Annotated in this window: 17 protein-coding genes and 2 pseudogenes; 7 read left to right on the forward strand and 12 right to left on the reverse strand. The window is 62.2% G+C overall.

Annotated features, from left to right (window positions below; genetic code table 11):
* Positions 1 to 4: 4 nt before the first annotated feature.
* On the reverse strand, positions 5 to 844 hold the full coding sequence (gene ntrB / locus CP49_RS01725; RefSeq protein WP_057848572.1) for a nitrate ABC transporter permease: 840 nt from the start codon (positions 842 to 844) through the stop codon (positions 5 to 7).
* Positions 845 to 1,010: 166 nt separating this feature from the next.
* The gene (locus CP49_RS01730) at positions 1,011 to 2,396 is read right to left on the reverse strand and encodes a CmpA/NrtA family ABC transporter substrate-binding protein (RefSeq protein WP_057848573.1); all 1,386 of its coding nucleotides are present in this window, start codon (positions 2,394 to 2,396) and stop codon (positions 1,011 to 1,013) included.
* Positions 2,397 to 2,563: 167 nt separating this feature from the next.
* On the opposite strand from CP49_RS01730, the gene CP49_RS01735 reads away from it, so the two are divergent.
* The 4 genes and pseudogenes from CP49_RS01735 (at position 2,564) to CP49_RS01745 (ending at position 6,125) form a co-directional block, all read left to right on the forward strand.
* A complete protein-coding gene (locus CP49_RS01735) occupies positions 2,564 to 4,498 on the forward strand; it encodes a sigma 54-interacting transcriptional regulator (RefSeq protein ID WP_057848574.1) in 1,935 nt (644 codons plus the stop codon).
* A pseudogene (locus CP49_RS42190) lies at positions 4,482 to 4,748 on the forward strand (helix-turn-helix domain-containing protein); the annotation flags it as partial. The gene CP49_RS01735 and the pseudogene CP49_RS42190, both read left to right, overlap by 17 nt.
* A pseudogene (locus CP49_RS01740) lies at positions 4,669 to 5,020 on the forward strand (hypothetical protein); the annotation flags it as partial. The pseudogenes CP49_RS42190 and CP49_RS01740, both read left to right, overlap by 80 nt.
* A gap of 199 nt (positions 5,021 to 5,219) precedes the next feature.
* Positions 5,220 to 6,125: an EamA family transporter gene (locus CP49_RS01745; protein WP_057848576.1), complete on the forward strand. Its 906-nt coding sequence runs from the start codon at positions 5,220 to 5,222 to the stop codon at positions 6,123 to 6,125.
* Positions 6,126 to 6,269: 144 nt separating this feature from the next.
* Here the strand turns inward: CP49_RS01745 and CP49_RS01750 are convergent, their stop codons facing one another.
* The 4 genes from CP49_RS01750 to CP49_RS01765 all read right to left on the reverse strand — a co-directional run bounded on the left by CP49_RS01750 (position 6,270) and on the right by CP49_RS01765 (position 9,673).
* Positions 6,270 to 6,815, reverse strand: coding sequence for a hypothetical protein (locus CP49_RS01750; protein ID WP_338060320.1), 546 nt, complete (start codon positions 6,813 to 6,815; stop codon positions 6,270 to 6,272).
* Positions 6,816 to 7,044: 229 nt separating this feature from the next.
* Positions 7,045 to 7,923 (reverse strand): sulfurtransferase, encoded by an 879-nt coding sequence (locus CP49_RS01755; protein WP_057848578.1) that lies wholly within the window; start codon positions 7,921 to 7,923, stop codon positions 7,045 to 7,047.
* Between the two features lie 52 nt (positions 7,924 to 7,975).
* Entirely contained in the window at positions 7,976 to 9,097 is a 1,122-nt protein-coding gene (locus CP49_RS01760; protein WP_057848579.1) for an acyl-CoA dehydrogenase family protein, read from the reverse strand.
* Between the two features lie 33 nt (positions 9,098 to 9,130).
* Positions 9,131 to 9,673, reverse strand: a complete 543-nt coding sequence (locus CP49_RS01765; RefSeq protein WP_057848609.1) for an OsmC family protein — start codon at positions 9,671 to 9,673, stop codon at positions 9,131 to 9,133.
* A 229-nt stretch (positions 9,674 to 9,902) separates the two neighbouring features.
* On the opposite strand from CP49_RS01765, the gene CP49_RS01770 reads away from it, so the two are divergent.
* Complete coding sequence (locus CP49_RS01770) at positions 9,903 to 10,547, forward strand: TetR/AcrR family transcriptional regulator (protein WP_057848580.1); 645 nt, start codon at positions 9,903 to 9,905, stop codon at positions 10,545 to 10,547.
* A gap of 18 nt (positions 10,548 to 10,565) precedes the next feature.
* Here CP49_RS01770 and CP49_RS01775 read toward each other — a convergent pair whose 3' ends face one another.
* From CP49_RS01775 to CP49_RS01785, 3 genes are all read right to left on the reverse strand, one after another.
* Positions 10,566 to 11,363, reverse strand: coding sequence for a DUF2182 domain-containing protein (locus CP49_RS01775; RefSeq protein WP_057848581.1), 798 nt, complete (start codon positions 11,361 to 11,363; stop codon positions 10,566 to 10,568).
* A gap of 51 nt (positions 11,364 to 11,414) precedes the next feature.
* Positions 11,415 to 12,047 (reverse strand): DUF1326 domain-containing protein, encoded by a 633-nt coding sequence (locus CP49_RS01780; RefSeq protein ID WP_057848582.1) that lies wholly within the window; start codon positions 12,045 to 12,047, stop codon positions 11,415 to 11,417.
* 104 nt (positions 12,048 to 12,151) lie between these two features.
* Entirely contained in the window at positions 12,152 to 13,357 is a 1,206-nt protein-coding gene (locus CP49_RS01785; protein ID WP_057848583.1) for a TrmJ/YjtD family RNA methyltransferase, read from the reverse strand.
* A 393-nt stretch (positions 13,358 to 13,750) separates the two neighbouring features.
* Between CP49_RS01785 and CP49_RS01790 the strand changes: the two genes are divergently transcribed.
* Positions 13,751 to 14,965 (forward strand): NADP-dependent isocitrate dehydrogenase, encoded by a 1,215-nt coding sequence (locus tag CP49_RS01790; RefSeq protein ID WP_057848584.1) that lies wholly within the window; start codon positions 13,751 to 13,753, stop codon positions 14,963 to 14,965.
* Positions 14,966 to 15,125: 160 nt separating this feature from the next.
* Positions 15,126 to 15,629: a DUF3455 domain-containing protein gene (locus CP49_RS01795; RefSeq protein WP_420807584.1), complete on the forward strand. Its 504-nt coding sequence runs from the start codon at positions 15,126 to 15,128 to the stop codon at positions 15,627 to 15,629.
* 604 nt (positions 15,630 to 16,233) lie between these two features.
* Here the strand turns inward: CP49_RS01795 and CP49_RS01800 are convergent.
* From CP49_RS01800 to CP49_RS01810, 3 genes are all read right to left on the reverse strand, one after another.
* On the reverse strand, positions 16,234 to 16,458 hold the full coding sequence (locus CP49_RS01800; RefSeq protein ID WP_057848586.1) for a hypothetical protein: 225 nt from the start codon (positions 16,456 to 16,458) through the stop codon (positions 16,234 to 16,236).
* Positions 16,459 to 16,822: 364 nt separating this feature from the next.
* A complete protein-coding gene (locus tag CP49_RS01805; RefSeq protein WP_057848587.1) occupies positions 16,823 to 17,497 on the reverse strand; it encodes a DUF2270 domain-containing protein in 675 nt (224 codons plus the stop codon).
* Between the two features lie 300 nt (positions 17,498 to 17,797).
* Positions 17,798 to 18,610: a hypothetical protein gene (locus tag CP49_RS01810; RefSeq protein WP_057848588.1), complete on the reverse strand. Its 813-nt coding sequence runs from the start codon at positions 18,608 to 18,610 to the stop codon at positions 17,798 to 17,800.
* Positions 18,611 to 18,705: the final 95 nt, after the last annotated feature.

The raw sequence follows: 18,705 nt of genomic DNA on the forward strand, positions 1-18,705 counted from the left end.
CGCCTCACTCCGGGAACGTGACCATGCGCGTGAACCGCGCCAGGATCTGGTCGAGCAGCATGCCGACGATGCCGATCATCAGGATGGCGATGATGACGTTGGTGATCGAAAGGTTGTTCCACTCGTTCCAGACGAAGTAGCCGATGCCGGTGCCGCCGACGAGCATCTCGGCCGCGACGATCACGAGCCAGGCGATGCCGATCGAAATCCGCATGCCGGTGAGGATCGTCGGTGCCGCCGCCGGCAGGATCACCGTGAAGGCGCGCCTGATGGTGCCGACCTCGAGCGTGCGCGCGACGTTGATCCATTCCTTACGCACGGCGGCGACGCCAAACGCGGTGTTGAGCAGCATCGGCCACACCGAGCAGATGAAAATGACAAAAATCGCCGAGATCGAGGAATCCTTGATGGTGTAGAGCGCGAGCGGCATCCAGGCGAGCGGCGAAATCGGCTTCAGCACCTGGATGAAGGGATCCAGCGCCTTGCTGATCAGCGGCGACATGCCGATCAGGAAGCCGAGCGGAATAGCCACGATGACGGCGAGAAAATAGCCGAGGCCGACGCGGGCGATGGAGTAGCCGAGTTGGATGCCGAGGCCCTTGTCGTTCGGACCGTTGTCGTAGAACGGCTGCTTGAGGTGCTCCCACAATTTGGCGCCGACATCTAATGGACCCGGCATCGCCGATTTGCCGGCGGTCGCGGTCAGTCCCATCAGCTTGGCATATTCCGGCGTCATGTTGGCGACAGCGCCTGTTCCGCGCGTGGCAAGATGCCAGATGCCGAGGAAGGCCGCGAACAGCACGATCGAGACGACGGCTGCGCGGAAGCGAAGGGAGAAGTTCATTGGGGATAGTCCCTCGGCACGTCGTCCCGGCGAACGCCGGGACCCATAATCCGCGGCGTTAGTAATGAAGGAAGGTCTCTAGCATCACGCTTAAAACAGACGACACAGCGTATGGGTCCCCGCGTTCGCGGGGACGACAGCGTCAGATGTGGTTGCGTCCCAGCCTTCACGACGCCTTCCTGATCTTGAAGCTGGCGAGATAATCATCCGGCTTCGCCGGATCGAACGTCTTGCCCATCACCGCAAACGATTTGTACGACGTCGCCGGCGGCGTCAGCCCCATCTCCTTCATGACCTTGCCGGTGTCGGTCGCGAGATAAACCTGCTCTGCCACCGCCTTGTAGTCGACTTCGCCCTTGATCTGGCCCCAGCGTTTCATCTGGGTCAGCATCCAGACCGCAAAGGACTGCCAGGGGAACGGATCGAAGTCGACGCGCTTGGCGTCGGTCTTCACGCCGCCCAGGCCGTCCGCATAGGTCCCGGTCAGCACCTGTTCCAGCACCGTGACGGGCGCGTTGATGTAATTCGCCGGCGCGATCGCTTCCGCGATCTGCTTGCGGTTCTCGGCCTTCGACGCATAGGCCGTGGCGTCCACAATCGCCCGCGTCAGCGCGGCAAAGCTGTTCGGCGAGTTCGTGATGAATTCCCTGCTGGCCGCAAAGCTGCAGCAGGGATGTCCGTCCCAGATTTCCTTGGACAAGATGTGCATGAAGCCGACCCCGTCATAGATCGCGCGCTGGCAGATGTTGTCGGGCGCGAGGAAGCCGTCGATGTTGTCGGCGCGGAGGTTGGCGACCATTTCCGGCGGCGGCACCGAACGAAGCTGCACGTCCGTATCAGGGTCGAGACCGTGCTCGGCGAGGTAATAGCGCAGCAAATAATTATGCATCGAATAGTCGAAGGGAATGGCGAACTTCATGCCTTTCCAGTCCTTCGGGTCGCGCTTGTCCTTGTGCTTCATGGCAAGCGTGATGCCCTGCCCGTTGATGTTCTCGATGGCCGGCACGGTAAAGGGAATGGCGTTCGCGCCCAGGCCCAGCGTGATCGCGATCGGCATCGGCGCCAGCATGTGCGACGCGTCGTATTCCTTGTTGATGGTCTTGTCGCGGATCACCGCCCAGCCGGCGGTCTTCACCACTTCGACGTTGAGGCCATGCTTGGAATAGAAGCCGAGCGGCGCCGCCATGATGATCGGCGTCGCGCAGGTGATCGGAATGAACCCGACCTTGAGGTCCTTCTTCTCCGGTGTGCCGGCTTGCGCAAAGACTTCGGTCGCAGTCTGAAGCGGGAAGAATTGCGAGATGGCGGCCAGCGCGGTCGAGGCGCCAACCGATTTCAGGAATGCGCGCCGCGCAGCATCCCTGGGAAACATCGCCCGCATCACGGCGGAGGCGACCACACCCTCGTAGCGCTTGTCCTCGCTCGGCGCGGGCTCACAGCGCAGCGCCGAGGCCGCATGGTCGTGTTCAGCTTCGCTGACATGCTGGCCGCAAGAGCAGCCGCCGGCATGAAGACGACGATTGGGATCGAATGGATTGTCGAAGGTAGACATCAGACCTCCTGCGCGACGTTGCCCCCTAATTAAGCAAGGCACATGCCAGCGCCGTTCTGTGGCGATAGCTTTGAGATCACAGGGATTCTGCTGACATTGGCGGCTACGAAAATTCGTGTTACACGAAAACTCGTAGCCGAATTACGATATTTCGGAGTATCGACCGGATGGATGTTGCCCTTGGTTCAACCGCCCCGCCGCAGGACGTCGAACTGCGCGCCACAGCGTTCGAGTTCGCTGTCGAGCCGACGCTGCTGTTCGATCCCCACGCCGACCAGATCCTCGACGCCAATCCCGCCGCCTGTACCCTGCTCGGCTACGATCGCGCTCTTTTGCGGCAGACCAAGGTCAGCACGCTCCATAGCGGACAATTGCCCGCGCTGATCGTGTTCACCCAGGCCGTGCTCGACAAGGGCGCGTACTGGACCAACGCGCTGACGCCGCGCCACGCCACGGGACAAAGCCTTCGCCTCGAATATGCCGGCTCGCTGCTGCCGCAGGACGGCCGCTCGCTGGTGCTGCTCACCATGAGCGACCTCGATGCGCGCCGCCGCCGCTATGTCGATGCGGCGGCCGAAGACCACATGCGCGGCGGGATCGCGACCTGGCAGCGGGTCGAGCGGGTGTTTCAGGATATCGAACGGGAAAACCAACTCATCCTGCGCGCCGCCGGCGAAGGCATCTACGGCGTCAACGCCGAGGGCAAGACCACCTTCGTCAATCCCGCGGCCGAGCGGATGCTAGGCTGGGCGGCCGAGGAGCTGGTCGGCAAGGAAATCCATCCGATCGTCCATCACACCCACCATGACGGGCGGCACTATCCCGACCACGATTGTCCGATCTACGCGGCGTTTCGCGACGGCGCCGTGCACCAGGTCGACGGCGAGGTGTTCTGGCGCAAGGACGGCACACCGGTCTGGGTCGAATATACCTCGACGCCGATCCGCGACCGCGGCGTCGTGGTCGGCGCCGTCATCGTGTTCCGCGATGTAAGCCAGCGCCGCGAGGCCGACGAGAAGCTGCACGCCGCGCTCGCCGAAGTCGACCGCTTGCGCGAACGGCTAGAGCTGGAAAACGCCTACCTGCAGGAAGAAATCCGCATCGAGACCAACCCGCGCGGCATCATCGGCCAGAGCGAGGCGATCCAGAAGACGCTGCGACAGGTCAAGCTGGTGGCGCCGACCACCGCAGCCGTGATGATCACGGGCGAATCCGGCACCGGTAAGGAATTGATCGCCCGCGCCATTCACGAGGCGAGCAGCCGCCGTGACCGGCCGCTGATTCGCGTCAACTGCGCGGCGATCCCGCGCGAATTGTTCGAGAGCGAATTCTTCGGCCATGTCAGAGGCGCCTTCACCGGCGCGATGCGGGACCGCATCGGCCGGTTCGAGCTTGCCGATGGCGGCACGCTGTTCCTCGACGAGGTCGGCGAAATTCCGCTCGAGCTTCAAGGCAAGCTGTTGCGCGTGCTGCAGGAGGGCAATTTCGAACGTGTCGGCGAGGAGCGCACCCGCGCGGTCGACGTGCGCGCGATCGCCGCCACCAACCGCGATCTCAAGCAGGAGGTGCAACGCGGCCGGTTCCGCGAGGACCTCTATTTCCGCCTCAACGTGTTTCCGGTGGAGTCGGTGCCGCTGCGCGAGCGGCGCGAGGACATTCCGCTGCTGGCGCAGCATTTCCTCAATCGCGAGAGCAAGGCGCTGAAATCCGAGCTTCGATTGTCCGAAGGCGACGCGCGCCGGCTCACGCGTTACGACTGGCCCGGCAACGTCCGCGAACTTCAGAACGTGATCGAGCGCGCGGCGATCCTGGCGCAGAACGGCCGGCTGCGCATCAACCTGCCGGATGCCGCAGGCGCCCAGCCGTCCACCGGCTCGGCGCAGGTAAAGCCCGAGGCCGGGAGCGCCGTCATGACATCAGCGGAAATGCGCGCGCACGAGCGCGCCAACATTGTCGCCGCGCTTCAGGCCTGTTCAGGCAAGGTGTTCGGCCCCGGCGGCGCCGCCGAGATGCTCGACATCAAGCCGACCACGCTGGCATCGCGCATCAAGGCGCTGGGAATCGCCCCGCGGCCGCGCGGATCCGCTGGCCTCAGCGGATAGACGCGGCCCTCGAACTGACCACCAGCACTTTCGCACCGTAACGTCGCTTTCTCCGCTGCAGTTCCAGAAACAACTGCGTCTGATCGAGGCAAGACGGCTGATGCTGTCGGATGGAGTAACCTCGAGCAGCGCGGCATTCGCGGTCGGCTACGAGAGCGTCTCTCAGTTCACCCGGGAATACGGGCGCATGTTCGGCTCGCCGCCCGTTCGAGACACCAGTGCGGCAAGGGGCAATGCCCAGGCAGCCTAATCCGGGCCGGCTCCGCATCGACCTGCCCGATGCCGCAGGCGTCCAGCCCGCTCCGGGATCGGCGCGTGAAAGCCGACGCCCGTCCCGTGGTCATGACCGCAGCGGAAATGCGTGCGCACGAGGGTGCCAACATTCTTGCCGCGCTTCAGGCCTGCTCCGCCAAGGTATTCGGCCCCGGCGGCGCTGCCGAGATGCTGGACATCAAGCCAACCACGCTGGCCTCACGCATCAAGGCGGTGGGAATTGCGAACGCGCGCGGCTTGGCTGGGTAATTTGCGCATTTACTCATAAACGTCGGCTGCCCACGGAGAAGCGTAAGTCACCCGGCTTGACCGTGATCGCCGGCTTGTGACCGGGAGGAGAACTTCACCTCGAGCGAGCCTTTATCAGCAACATCAGCAACGGAAACCTCCCCGCTTGTCGATGCGTTGACATGCTGTTGTCTTGATTGTCAACAGCAAGAGGCCATCAATGTCGATAGGCACACGCCGAGCCCAATTAATAGGCGCATTCGGCGCCATTTATCTATTGTGGGGTGGGACATATCTAGCAATCGCGCTAGGCTTGCAGTCAATCCCTCCTTTGCTTCTGATTGGAGCGCGCTCCATTCTCGGCGGCGCTGTATTGCTTGGCTTCTCGCAATTGAGGAGATTGACTCCACGATCGCGGGAAAATTGGTGGCACGCTGCAATCAGCGGCGCGCTCCTCTTCATCGGATGTCACGGGACCCTCGCATATGCCCAGCGTTATGTCCCGTCGGGGTTATCGGCCATCTTTTTGGCGACCATTCCGTTCTGGATCGTGCTGGTCAACGTATCAACTGGTCAAAGCGAAGCTTTGAGAAGACTCTTGGCGCTTGTGCCCGGCTTGGCCGGCGTCGCATTAATCGCATGGAATGAAACGTCGAATACGCACAATTCGCTGCCGATCGGTGTGATTCTTTTGCTTCTGGTATCCTCTTTGTCTTGGGCACTCGGCAGCGTGTACGTGCAAAGACGTGCAGCCCATATTCCGCCCCATGATCTTGCTGGCATGCAGCTTCTCTGTGGTAGCGTCGGCCTGTTTGTGCTGAGTCATTTGGCCGGCGAATGGATCGACTTCTCGCCTCGCCAGGTCTCAATCGTGTCGCTCGGAGGTATGCTCTATCTGGCGCTCCTCGGTAGCGTCGTCGGGAACACAGCCTACCTGTGGCTGCTCGATCGCATGTCCGCCCCAGTTGTCGCCACTTACACCTTCGTCAATCCAGTCGTCGCGCTCATGCTTGGAGCATGGATTCTTGATGAACGTATTACGATGCTCAGCTTAACGGGCGCGGCGTTGGTGATCAGCTCTGTTGCGGCGCTTCTCTACTTTGCTAGTGCCGATGAGCGGGCTTGACAGCGATCCACTGCGGATCGACGACAAAACTTGCGCGACACGGGGTGCTGAGGCCTCATTAACTGGCTGGTCATGGCCCAACGGCGACATGCGCCTTTCGAGAGCAAAGCGGACCTGACTTAACTTAACTACCAGGACAATGCCCTAGTAGCGGCGGCCGCCGACCGCGAAGGACGAAGCGCCGGGCAGCGAATTGATTTCGCTGTCGAGCCGGCCCGACTGCTGCACATAGCCGACCCCGAGCGACAGGCTGAGATTCGACGTCGCCTGGAATTCGACGCCGGCATTCACGCTGGAGATCGGCAGCGTGCCGGACTTGGAGTCGAAGGGCGCGAACGGGCCGCCGATGCCGGTGTTGTATTTCAGCGTGTCGAATCCGGCATAGAAGGTGATGGGCAAGCCGCTGTTCTTGAGGCTGTAGCCGAACTGCACGCCTTCGCTGTAGAGCGAGCCGAAACTGCCGAACGCACTCTGGCTGAGGCCGTTGAAAGCGACGTTGCTGCGCTGGCTGCCGACAAAAAAGCCGTTCGAAAAATTGTAGCGCGCATAGGAAGAGCCGTTTCCGACGTCGCGAAAGTCGAAGCTCGGGAAGTTGCCGTAAGCATTCGGGCTCTCGCCCGCTTCCCCGCTGAAGCCCATCGGCCAGCCCGGGATCCAGTAATTCACCGGCCCCGTTTGAGCATCCGCCATTCGCCCGCCGAGGCAAAGCATCGCCACGACCAACGCGAAACCTAATCTGCCTGAGAACATCGACATCCGCGCAACCACCAACTGCGCCGCGATTATACGCACCGGATATCGGAAGCGCCAGAGCGGCGCTGTGGCGCGGTTCCATCAGTCGCGCCATGACGTCGAAGTCGCCGGCCGCGTGGCTGCAGTCCGATTCCTTAGAATCAGACTGCAACACATGACGCGTCCTTTATGCCGCCTTGGTGGTGAGCTTGGCCTCCGTCGGCAGGCCCTCCTCGATCGGCAGCGACGGATCGCGCGACCACTCGTTCCAGGAACCGAAATACATCCGGACATCCTTCACGCCGGCGTTCTTCAATGCGAGGAACGTGTTGGAGGCGCGCGCGCCCTTGAAGCAGTAGAGATAGACCGGCGTATTCTCGGTGATGCCGACGGTGGCGCATTCCGCCAGGATTTCGTTCTTGGACTTGAAGCGCGGCCCCTCCGCGGTCGGCTTCATCATGCGGTACCATTCGAGCCAGACAGCACCGGGGATGCGTCCCTTGCGCGGGCAGAAATCCTTCCCGTAAGGCGAAGAGCTTTCGCCGATCCACTCGTCGATATCGCGCACGTCGAGCAGCGCGATACCGGGCTTGCCGACGGCCGCCAGCATGGTCTTGGCGTCGATCAGGATGTCGCCGGCTTCGGGCACGACTGCGAAAGATGCCTTCACCGGCGACGGGACGTCCTTGGTCACCGGCAGGCTAGCTGCCATCCAGGCATCGTAACCGCCATGCAGCACCTTGACCTTGGGATAGCCCAGCATGGTGAGGAGGTAATAGCCACGGCAGGACTGGCCGAAGCCGGAATTCATCGACTGTTCGTAGATAACCGCGGTCTCCTTGCCCGAAAGTCCGGCAGCGCCAAACGCATCGGCGAATTTTGTTTTAAGTTCGTGAATGCCTTCCGGCGTCGAGGTCGCGAGGTACGTGAAGATTTCATGGACATTGACGGCGCCAGCGAGATGCCCCGCGCCGTAGGCTTCGGGATTGCGGGTGTCGATGACGACACACGGCTCTTGCTTGAGGAATTCCGCGAGTTCGCCGGCAGTAATCAGAACGTCCGTCATGGCAGGCCTCTCCTGTTTTGTGGTTGCTGGTTCGGGTCGGTCGGAAATCCCTTTAGCGCTCGTCGCCGGCCAGCATCTTGCGAAGCTGCTTGGTGGCGGGCGTAACGATGGCGACGAAATAGGCTTCGCGAAGCCGGCGCTGGGCGCGGTGGCTCTTCAGGTAACCGCGCGCGCCGCAATGGAGCATCGCCGCGTGCGCGGCCGCGACGCTGGCATCACCGGCGCGCAGTCGCAGCGCCACCACGCGCCGCCAGTAGCTGTCGTCGGTATTGTAGGGATCGCGCGCCAGCGCCATGGTCTCCTTCTCGAACTCGGCATGAAGCTCGCGGAACTGAATCGGCTGTTGCGGCAAATAGCGATTGATATGGCTCAAGGGCGCGTCGACCTCGTCCATGATGTTGATGCAGTCCTTGATCAGGCCAAGCGCCATGCCGACCTGCAGCAGGATGAACCCGGCACGGATCTTCTTGACGAACGGCCCTGCCGGCGCTGCCAGGATCAGCTCGTCCGGCACGAAGACGTCGCGGAACTGCACGCCATAGGTACCGGTGCCGTCCATCGCCAGGAACGGTTTGCACGGCTGCAGCGTGATCGCGGGGTTTGAGCAATCGGCAAGGAACATCACGATGCTATCAGGCGCGTCCTCGCGCTTGAAAATGGTGCCGAAGAAATGATCGGCGCCGAGATTCGAGACCCAGGGCAGCGCGCCGCGCACGACGTAACCACCCTCGACCTTGCGTCCCCTGAGCTTCAGCTTCTCGATGCCGAAAAAACTCTTCATCGGGTTGGACAACCCGGTGCCGCCGAGGATTTGCCCGTTCGCGAATTTGTCGGCGTATTTTGCAACGAGCTTCGGATTGTTCGAATTCGCGGCGTACCAAACCAGCGTGTCCTGGCACCACGCCATGAAGGCGGTGGCGCCACAGACTTCGCCCAGCGCTGCGATCGATTGAATGGCGCAGCGCAAGTCGGCTGCGCCATTCTCCGGTTGGTGGCTGCTCCATGCGCCGGCCTCGCCAAGACGCCTCAGCAGCGCATCAGGGTAGACCGTGCCTTCATCAATGCCGGCAGCCAAAGGGGCGAGTTCTTTGCGCGCGATTGTTCCGACCTGATCGGCGACCGATGCCGGTGGGAGATCGTCCACCGCGAGCCGGGATGCTGCCATTGAACCCATGAGACCCTCCGCAACCAGTGCTGCTGTGACTAGTTACGCGCTGACTTCGAGATCGACCGGGCGGGTGAAGGTGTTGGCGACCGGCGACCATTGCTTGACGTGGGTCACCAGCGCGTCGATCTCGCTCTTCGGAATGCCCTCGCATTCCATGTCGACCTTGACGCGGACATCGGTGAAGCCGACCGGCTTCTCGCTGACGTCGCCGGTGCCCCACACCGCCGTGATGTTGAGGTCGCCCTCGAGTTCGAGTTCGAGCTTGTTGACGATCCAGCCGCGGTGAACGGCGTTGGCGTGCAGGCCGACCGCGAGGCAGGAGCCGAGTGCCGCCAATGATGCCTCCGACGGATTGGGCGCGGTGTCGTCGCCCAAGAGGCCCGGCGGCTCGTCGACGATGTAGGGCGCGAGGTTGCGGATGTAGTTGGCGTGCCGGAATTTGCCTTCCGCCACCGTCTTGCACTTCAAGGTCTTGATGACCTTCGGATTGGCCTTGCCGTTGGCGATGAGCTGCTCCAGCCCACCCTTGTCGATCGGGGCCAGGCAGCCCGTAAGTACTGTTTTTTGAGCGACCGCGGTCATCATTTCTCTCCCTTGGGGTAGGATACCGAACGTTCTGTTTCCTGCATGAAGCGTGCCAGAACCGGCCGAAATCAAAAGCCGAAACGTCTCTCGCCGCTTAGCAATGCCTGCCTGGAAATTGACCAGCGCCGCGTTGCTCACGCGCGATGCAGTTGCCGCCTACTTGCGATTACTTTCGACGCAAAGATGCGGCTTGATGATTGCGCCGCGGTTCGATTAACTGGCGCGCATGGGCAAATCAGCTCCGAGAAAGAAACAGCTCGCCGCGGGCGATGAGGAATCCGCACGCAGTCGCCTGCTCAGTGCGGCGACGCATCTGTTCTGCAAGAACGGCATCAACGCTACAGGCATCGACGCCATCATCGACGAAGCCGGCACCGCAAAGACCACGCTCTACAAACTGTTCGGCTCCAAGACCAACCTCGTCAACGCCGTGCTGGAAAGCGAAGGCAAGGCGTGGCGCGAATGGTTCATCGGCGCGATGGAGGATGGCGGCGGCGACGCGCAGGCAAAGCTTAAGCGCATCTTCCCGGCCCTGAAGCGCTGGTTCGCCGAAGAACGCTTCTACGGCTGCCCCTTCATCAATGCGGTGGCCGAGCACGACAAGCACCAAAAGCAGTTCCGCAACATCGCGCTGCGCCACAAGAAGGTGGTGCTGGCGCATATCGAAAAGCTCGCCGGTGAAATGGGCGCGGCCGAGCCGCAGGTGCTCGCCCATCAGCTCGCGCTGCTGATCGACGGCGCCATCGTCGCCGCCATGGTCTCGCGCGATCCCAGCGTCGCCGACACCGCAGGCCTTGCCGCAGGCAATCTGTTCGGGCCGTCCAAAATGAAGAAGCCGAAGCGCAGCCCTGCAGAACTTGTCGCCGTCTGAGGCACCGGCGATGACGAGCTAGAGGGACGCGGAAGCCGTGGCGATCAGTCCGCGCGCGAGGACAACTGCGCCGGCCACAATCAGGCCTACGCCCGCAGCGCGGCTGAGCCATTCGCTGCGCGGCAGCAGCCTCTCGAAGGCGACATAGATCGCGACGGCTGCGACCCAGGCGAGATTCATGACACCACTGACGAAAAGCAGCGCCATCAAGAACCAGCAACAGCCGACGCAATATGCGCCGTGCCGGAATCCCATGCGCAGCGCGCCCATGGCGCCGCGTTGCCAGTAGCTCGAGAGGAACAGCAACGGGCTCTGGCAGTAGCGAAGGCAGGCGCGCTTGATCGGCGTCAACTGATAGAGCCCGGCGGCGAGCAGGATGATCCCGGCGAGCACGCTGCTGGTGCTCGCCATCATGCCGGACAGCAACCCGGCCTGATCAAGTCCCCACTGCAGCGAGACTGCGACCAAGCTGAAGCCTGCCCAGATCACGAGATAGCCGGCCAGAAATAGCCAGCTTGCGATGACGGGACTGTCCGCAGTCGCCTGCTTGCGCTTGATGGCGGCGAACAGCAGGACCATGGGGGCTGCGCTGGGCACCATCATCGCGACCATCATCACCCACCACATCGCGAACATGAGCCATGCCTGGGCCAACGACCACGGCTCCGGGTCCATCGGCATGTCGGCCATGCTCATGTCGATGCCGGCGCCGGCAAGCAGATAGGACCAGGAGAATGCGACCACCGTGGCTATTCCGATTGCCACGATCAGGCGATCGTACCGCAGGGTCTGCTCGAGCGCCGAGGTCCTCATCATGAATCCACCCCGCTGCTGGAGCGGCACGTAGAGTTGGATTCGGGTGCGGCGCTAGGCCGCGACACCCTCCGGCGTCTGAACGACATTCGCCAGCGAGCTGTGCGTGCCCTTGGTTTCGAATTTTATGGCGCCGGTCGAGCGGATGTTGGCTGAGGCCACCTCGGCCGCCAGATGCTCGAACCCTTCGGGCATCACGACCTGGATGCGGTGCGGCGCGCCGGTCACCGGATTCTTGATCGGCTCGACCTCGGTCTCCAGCACGCCCTTCGCTACGACACGCGCAACGCGGCCGTTCTTGTCGAACGAAAACTCGAACGGCACGAACAACGGTTCGTGCATTTTGGTCACGATCAGGCTGAGGATCTGGAATAGCGTGCCTTCGGCGGAGTTCTTGCCCGACATGATATTGAACAGCGCTTCGCGCTGCTCAGGCGTGGCGCGCTCGTCGATGATCGGCTGCAACTGGCCGTTGCCCTCGTGCAGCGCGCCGGGGAAATCGACGGTCGCCGCGAAAACCAGGCCGTCGAGTTTGGTCTTCTCGAAATGTCCCTTGGTGATCCGCATGCCGACCATTCCCTTGCAATAGCCCTCGGTCGGCAGGGCATTGAAATCGCACGGACAGCCAAACGCGCAATTGCAGTTCTTGATCCATTCGCCTTCGAGACGCCAGTCAGATGTAGCCATCGCACACCTCCGCGTTGCGTTTTCGATTGGACTGCAGCCGCTTGAAATGCTCCTCAGAGGCGAGCTTACCCCGTTTGTGTCCTCAGGGACAGGGAGCGGGCTGCCTAACCACGTTCACGAAGGCTCACCTCCAGCCGCGCCAGTTCCATCGCCAGATCAGCCTCGACATCGGCGACCCGCATCTCGATCACGCGGTAGTCGCGTGCCTCCAGCCACGCCCGCCGCCCAGCGCGGTCGGCGACGATGGCGTCCGACTCGTTCGGGTTGACCAACTCGATCGCGAGCCGGTGCACGAAGGAGACGAAATCGGGAATGTGGCGGCCGACGGGAGTCTGGCGCTTGAACTGGCCGGCGAAGCGCCGGTCGCGGGTCAGCGCCTGCCACAGGATCCGTTCGGCGTCGGTCGGGTTGCGGCGAAGCAGCCGGGCGAGCCCGCGCACGGTCGAGCTGTCGCCGGGCACCGCCGGCCCCTGCCCGTGCTCGGCCAATAGCGCGCGCAGCCTTGTCGCCTGCTCGCCGTCCAGCACGCCGCCCTTGGCCGGCCCCTTGCGGCCTTCCGCAATCGCCATCACCACCCCGTGCAGGGTGTGCATGTCCTGCTTGGTCGGGTCCATCCGTGTGAAGATGTTGCGCAGGTTGACCAGCATGGTCTCCCGCTTCTCCCGCGGGCGCAGGAATTCGACCTTGTCGAGTTCCCGGACCAGATTGTCGAAGAAGGCCTGCATCTGATGCTGCGAGGCCGGCTCGGAGCGTTCCGGCATCGTGAACGGGAGGTCACCCCCGGTCGAAAGCTTGAACCATTCGTAGCCAATCAACAGCACCGCCTGCGCCAGGTTCAGCGAAGCAAAACCCGGATTGACCGGAAAGGTGATGATCCGGTTGGCCAGCGCGACCTCCTCGTTCTGGAGGCCGTAGCGCTCGCGGCCGAACAGGATGCCGGCCCCGCCGCCGGCTCCGACATGGGCCACGATCTCGGCCGCCGCTTCCGCCGGGGCGACCACCGGCTTGGCCTGGTCATGGGCGCGGGCGGTGGTGGCAAACAGCAAGGTCAGATCGGCGACCGCCTGCTCGACCGTGTCGAACAACTGGGCCTGTTCCAGAATCTGGTCGGCACCGGCCGCCGCCCGCTGCGCCGCGATGTTCGGCCAGCCGTCGCGCGGATTGACGATCCGCAAACGCGACAGCGCAAAATTACCCATCGCCCGCGCGGCCATGCCGATATTCTCGCCGAGCTGCGGCTCGACGAGGATCACAACAGGTCCGGCCAAGTCCCAACCAGACTTGGTTTTATCGGTGCCCGAACCGGACATTCTCAACTCACTTTCTGTTTCAGTTTCTGAAGATATTGAATCAGGTTCTGAACAGCCGGATTCAACACCTCGCCAGGGCATTACTCGATTGCCTGCCGGAGAGATTTTCTCAAGCAAATAATTCGCCCGCAAGATTTCTCAACGTTCGATCAAAGCCTTACAAGGAGGCCTAATTTGCCAAATTGGCGCACGACTCCAGCCTGCCGGGCGGCCTGTTCGTGACCTGGCACGTGGTGGCGGAGACGGCGACCCAGGCAGCAATCTAATCTAAAGGATGGGCTGAAAGTGCATAACGGCTTGGCTTCCGCCCGCCGGTTTGCAGTGCTATAGGCCGCCTATAATCACTCCACCCCGCCCAAACGCGCGGTTTTCCGAGAAAAGGCCCCCTCCATCATGGCAAAAATCAAGGTGACCAACCCCGTCGTCGAACTCGATGGCGACGAGATGACCCGGATCATCTGGCAGTACATCAAGGACAAGCTGATCAACCCGTTCCTGGATGTCGAGCTTCTGTATTTTGACCTCGGAATGGAGTACCGCGACCAGACCAACGACCAGGTCACGATCGACGCCGCCAACGCCATCAAGAAGGTCGGTGTCGGCGTCAAATGCGCCACCATCACCCCCGACGAGGCCCGGGTGAAGGAATTCGGCCTGAAGGAAATGTGGAAGTCGCCGAACGGCACCATCCGCAACATCCTCGGCGGCGTGATCTTCCGCGAGCCGATCATCTGCAAGAACGTTCCGCGCCTGGTTCCCGGCTGGACCAAGCCGATCATCATCGGCCGTCATGCCTATGGCGACCAGTACCGCGCCACCGACTTCAAGTTCCCCGGCAAGGGCACGCTGTCGATGAAGTTCGTCGGCGAGGACGGCACCGTCATCGAGAGGGAAGTGTTCAAGTCCCCCGATGCCGGCGTCGCGATGGGAATGTACAACCTCGACGATTCCATCATCGACTTCGCCCGCGCCTCGCTGAACTACGGCCTCCTGCGCGGCTATCCGGTCTATCTCTCGACCAAGAACACGATTCTCAAGGTCTATGACGGCCGCTTCAAGGACATCTTCCAGGACATCTACGACCGCGAATTCAAGAAGGAATTCGAAGCCAAGCGCCTCACTTACGAACACCGCCTGATCGACGACATGGTCGCCTCGGCGCTGAAATGGTCTGGCGGCTACGTCTGGGCCTGCAAGAACTACGACGGCGACGTGCAGTCGGATACGGTCGCGCAGGGCTACGGCTCGCTCGGCCTGATGACCTCGGTGCTGCTGACGCCCGACGGCAAGACCGTCGAGGCCGAAGCCGCCCACGGCACGGTGACCCGGCACTATCGCGAGCACCAGAAGGGCAAGGAGACCTCGACCAATTCGATCGCGTCGATCTTCGCCTGGACCCGCGGCCTGTCCCACCGCGCCAAGCTCGACAACAACCCGGAGCTCGCGAAATTCGCCGAGACGCTGGAAAAGGTCTGCGTCGCGACCGTCGAGGAAGGCTACATGACCAAGGACCTCGCGCTCCTGGTCGGCGCCGACCAGCGCTGGCTGTCCACGACCGGCTTCCTCGACAAGGTCTCGGACAACCTCGCCAAGGCGATGGCGGCATAAGCCGCCGTTCATTCTCTCCCATCGCGAAGCCAGAGCGACAAGCAATCCATGTCTCAGCGAGGCATGATGATTGCTTGGAGCCTGACGTCGGCCGCGCATTCGCGCGGCCCGCTGGCTCGCAACGATAGATAACCTACCAATGACGGAGCACTTACCCGTGTTGTTCCCCAAGAGCACCGCGCTCGCTTCTTTCTTGCTGGCTGCGTCGCTCGTCAACGCGACCGCCCAGAAAGCGCTTCCCGAGGCCATCGCCGCTCCGGGTGAAACCGCTGTTCTCACGCTGCATGCCGAAGGCGCGCAGATCTACGAATGCAAGACCGCCGCCGACGGCACACTCGCCTGGGTGTTTCGCGAGCCGATCGCGACGCTTTTCTTGGACGGCAAGACGGTCGGCCGGCATTATGCCGGACCGAACTGGGAGTATAGCGACGGCAGTGCGGTGGTCGGCCAGATCGTCGGCACCGCCCCAGGGCAGGTTGCAGTGGATATTCCCTGGCTGAAGCTCGCAGTAGCTTCCCGGCGCGGCAATGGTGTTCTCAGTCCGGTGACGACGGTGCAACGGATCAACACGGTGGGTGGAAAGGCCAATGGCGCCTGCTACAAGGCAGGCACTTATGAAAGCGTCCCCTACTCGGCGGATTACGTGTTCCTGCGCAAGGGCTGACGATTTCTACATCGTGGTCAGGACACCTGACGCGAAGGCCGCCAACCGAGGCGGCCTTCGGTGACGGGTGTGCGGGCGGCCCCGGGGCGATGCCGGACCACTCCGCAACACTGCAAACTGGCGACCGTTAGAACTGACCTCTGCAAGTCTCGCGATACCTGCGGCAGTTTCCTTCGCCGCGTTCGCCTAATTCGTCCTTGTTGAGGCAGGCATATCGCAATTCGCTGCACACGTCCCTGCGAGCTGGTCGTTGGCAGGTCTCGCGGTATCTGCGGCAATTTCCTTCGCCCCGCTCCCCTAGCGCGTCCTTGTTTTCACAGGCGCGCCGCAATTGCTCGCATTGCCCTCCCCGGCCGTCGTACATTCGGACGCCTCCCGGTCCAAACTCAATGGATTGGGAGAACGCCGAGATCGGAAACACGAAAAGAGCAGTTGCCGCTGCGGCACCGACCGCATATTTGCGCATTGATTTCAACATTCCCTAATCCTCCAGTTGCTCTGTGCCGGTGAATAGAAAGGCCGCTTCGGCGGCCTCTCGCTTTTCGATGGGAGCGGACGGAGGGGGCGTCATCGCTTCTCGCCACCGCCACCCCCCTTAGCGCTCTTAGTTCGCGCAGACCTTCATGGTCTTCATGCCGGTTTCAGCAGCGGTGCGCGACTTGAACACCTTGCCGTCGCCAACAACGACAGTGGTGGTGGTGGTCGGCTTCTTGTCCACGATGGTACATTTCTTCGTGGAGGTATCTTGCACGACATAAAACTCCGTCTGAGCGTAGGCGGCGCCTGTCATGATTGCTGCGGCTGCAGCCGAGATAAGAAGCTTCTTCATGATGTCTCCTCCATTGTGATTGTGTCCCTGCGTAGATTGGGTGGCGTGGAGTCGAGCCCCACCGCCCGCAACTACGTCTGGGGGTTCACCAACTTTCAGTTCCTGGATGGAGACCTTAAGCGGTTGATATGAACGTCGGCCGAACGGGCAGTTCAGAGACTGTTTATTTCGAGCTTACTGCGCAGCGATACGCTTTGTTCGTTTCCCATTAGAGCGGCCGCGATTGCAACGCCTGCGGCGCGCCGTGGTTCCGTGCCAAGGCCGCTTAAATGCCGTCGATAAACTTGGGCGCGGGCGTTACGACGATTGACGCATGCTTGCCGCTTCGTTGTCGCGGCGCTGCCATCCATGCGCGGGCCGACCGCTAACCCATCGCCACCTTGTCGACGCCATGCTCGCGTTGGTCGAGCCACATCGTGCCGAGCGCGAACGCCAGCCAGCCGAAATTGTAGGCAAAGCCTATTATCAGAACGACCCAGCCGGGAATCGGTCCGACTGCGGCGCGATCGACAAACTCTGCCAAGGTTGACGCAGGCGTCGGATGGATCGCTATCTTGCCGTAATAGGCAATCACCTGGACGGCGAGAATCCAGACGTAGTTGCGACGCAGCCGCCGCCCCGCCGCGCGGACAAACGAAATGTGGTGGCGGGGCGCCGTGTAGTCGTGCCCGAGCACCGCCTGCCAGCTATCGTCGCGGGCTTCACCGGTGAATATTGGCGCGTAGAAATTCATCTCCATCCATCGAGCTCGGGCGCGCCAGACATTGAAGTAGCGATAACGTCGCGCCTCCATGCCGAGGAACACGGCAATGAGCAGGCCTACGAGCAGGAGTGGCAGCGGCGAAGCCTCCGGGCTCGAAAAGGTCGTCGACAGGGCGATACCCATCGTGACGATCGCCCAGTTCGTCGTGTTGTCGAGCCGCGTCCTCCAGATCGTCGAACGGTAGACTTCGCCCCGGTAGAGATGAGCGATGGCGCCCATTTCAGCAGAATTGAAGGTGTGTTGGCGGTGTGTTTCGCTGGAAGCCGTAACAGACATGGCGGGACTCCGGTTGTCCGAACCGCGGGTCACCGGCGTTGACCGGGAGAGTCCACATCATCAACGCCGATGAACCTATCCGGAATTGTGACGTCGCAACTATGCTCGCCCTGGGGCCGAATTGCCAGCAACAGGTCGAGCAATAGAACTGTGCACCGCACTATCCCGACCTCGCGTCCGCATTGGGCCGCGCGTTGCGGCTACAAACGACGACGACATCATGCAACCCGACAGGGTGCGTTCTGCAAGGGATCAAGGCGTTGTTGCAGGACAGGACTTCGATGAGCACCGCATCGGCGGCTACCAATCATCGTACATCCACTCCCTTGGGTAGTATCGAGGCCGCGGTCTCGCCTGCGACGACTGAGGCGTCCGCTCAGGCTTGCGCACGGTCGGGGCCAGCGGCGCCGGAGGCGGTGACGTCTTGGACAGGTTCTGCTCCGAAACTTTCGCGAGCACGCGTTTTATCTCTTCCTGGCTCGCCTTGAGTTCCTCGATGGCTTTTGAATTGTCGCTGGCTAGCTGTTGCTGGTTCGCCTTGAGCTGTTCGATGCTTCGCTCCAGATTCGCCAGATCGCGCGCCATCGTTTGCAGCAACTGTGACTGATCGGGAAGCGCTGCGGTAGCTGCCGGCGCGGCGTCTTGCGTTGTGGTCTGAGCCGTTGTGGTCTGAGCCAACGGCGTTGCTTGCGGGGGTGCTGCTTCCGCCGCGGCCAGTTGAACGCTGGATGCAGCGGGCTGCTCGGGGAGCGGCGTATTTTCCGGCGGCAATGCTGTCGTTGAAACAACCTGTGGCGCCCCAAGGGCGACGACCAGTTTGGTGCCGCCGCCATAGAACGAATGCCAAACCAGACCGGCGACAATAAAGCATGCCGCGAGCGACAAGCCGACGAGGACCTGGAGCGCCGGCCGTCCAGAGAGTGATCGCTGCCCAGGTCCGGCCGAAGACGGACGCGCGGCATCGTGCTCGATTTTTGCAAGCTGTTCACTCAAACGCGCGAGCTCTTCATCCGCGCGCTTGATCTGGTCGTGGGCCTGAGCAAGCCGTTCATCGGCGCGCGCGACTGGGGCATCGTGCGGTTCAGTTGCGTTCGGAGCAGGCGTGGAGTTCATTGGCGTTTCCCTTTTCCGTCCAATGTCGTCCGAAGGCGGCGGTGGTCAGGTCGACCAGCCGCCGGCACTCCGTTCAGTCTTGTCCAAAGAATGGC

Origin of the sequence: Bradyrhizobium valentinum, from assembly GCF_001440405.1 — a bacterium.
GTDB classification, from domain to species: domain Bacteria; phylum Pseudomonadota; class Alphaproteobacteria; order Rhizobiales; family Xanthobacteraceae; genus Bradyrhizobium; species Bradyrhizobium valentinum.

Coding starts and splice junctions, on each gene's coding strand:
- CP49_RS01770 (WP_057848580.1), top strand. CDS start 9,903: ATGGGCAAATCAGCTCCGAGAAAGAAACAGCTCGCCGCGGGCGATGAG.
- CP49_RS01800 (WP_057848586.1), bottom strand. CDS start 16,458: ATGAAGAAGCTTCTTATCTCGGCTGCAGCCGCAGCAATCATGACAGGC.
- CP49_RS01810 (WP_057848588.1), bottom strand. CDS start 18,610: ATGAACTCCACGCCTGCTCCGAACGCAACTGAACCGCACGATGCCCCA.
- CP49_RS01775 (WP_057848581.1), bottom strand. CDS start 11,363: ATGATGAGGACCTCGGCGCTCGAGCAGACCCTGCGGTACGATCGCCTG.
- CP49_RS01805 (WP_057848587.1), bottom strand. CDS start 17,497: ATGTCTGTTACGGCTTCCAGCGAAACACACCGCCAACACACCTTCAAT.
- CP49_RS01735 (WP_057848574.1), top strand. CDS start 2,564: ATGGATGTTGCCCTTGGTTCAACCGCCCCGCCGCAGGACGTCGAACTG.
- CP49_RS01730 (WP_057848573.1), bottom strand. CDS start 2,396: ATGTCTACCTTCGACAATCCATTCGATCCCAATCGTCGTCTTCATGCC.
- CP49_RS01760 (WP_057848579.1), bottom strand. CDS start 9,097: ATGGGTTCAATGGCAGCATCCCGGCTCGCGGTGGACGATCTCCCACCG.
- CP49_RS01780 (WP_057848582.1), bottom strand. CDS start 12,047: ATGGCTACATCTGACTGGCGTCTCGAAGGCGAATGGATCAAGAACTGC.
- ntrB (WP_057848572.1), bottom strand. CDS start 844: ATGAACTTCTCCCTTCGCTTCCGCGCAGCCGTCGTCTCGATCGTGCTG.
- CP49_RS01755 (WP_057848578.1), bottom strand. CDS start 7,923: ATGACGGACGTTCTGATTACTGCCGGCGAACTCGCGGAATTCCTCAAG.
- CP49_RS01765 (WP_057848609.1), bottom strand. CDS start 9,673: ATGACCGCGGTCGCTCAAAAAACAGTACTTACGGGCTGCCTGGCCCCG.
- CP49_RS01750 (WP_338060320.1), bottom strand. CDS start 6,815: ATGGCGGATGCTCAAACGGGGCCGGTGAATTACTGGATCCCGGGCTGG.
- CP49_RS01745 (WP_057848576.1), top strand. CDS start 5,220: ATGTCGATAGGCACACGCCGAGCCCAATTAATAGGCGCATTCGGCGCC.
- CP49_RS01785 (WP_057848583.1), bottom strand. CDS start 13,357: ATGTCCGGTTCGGGCACCGATAAAACCAAGTCTGGTTGGGACTTGGCC.
- CP49_RS01790 (WP_057848584.1), top strand. CDS start 13,751: ATGGCAAAAATCAAGGTGACCAACCCCGTCGTCGAACTCGATGGCGAC.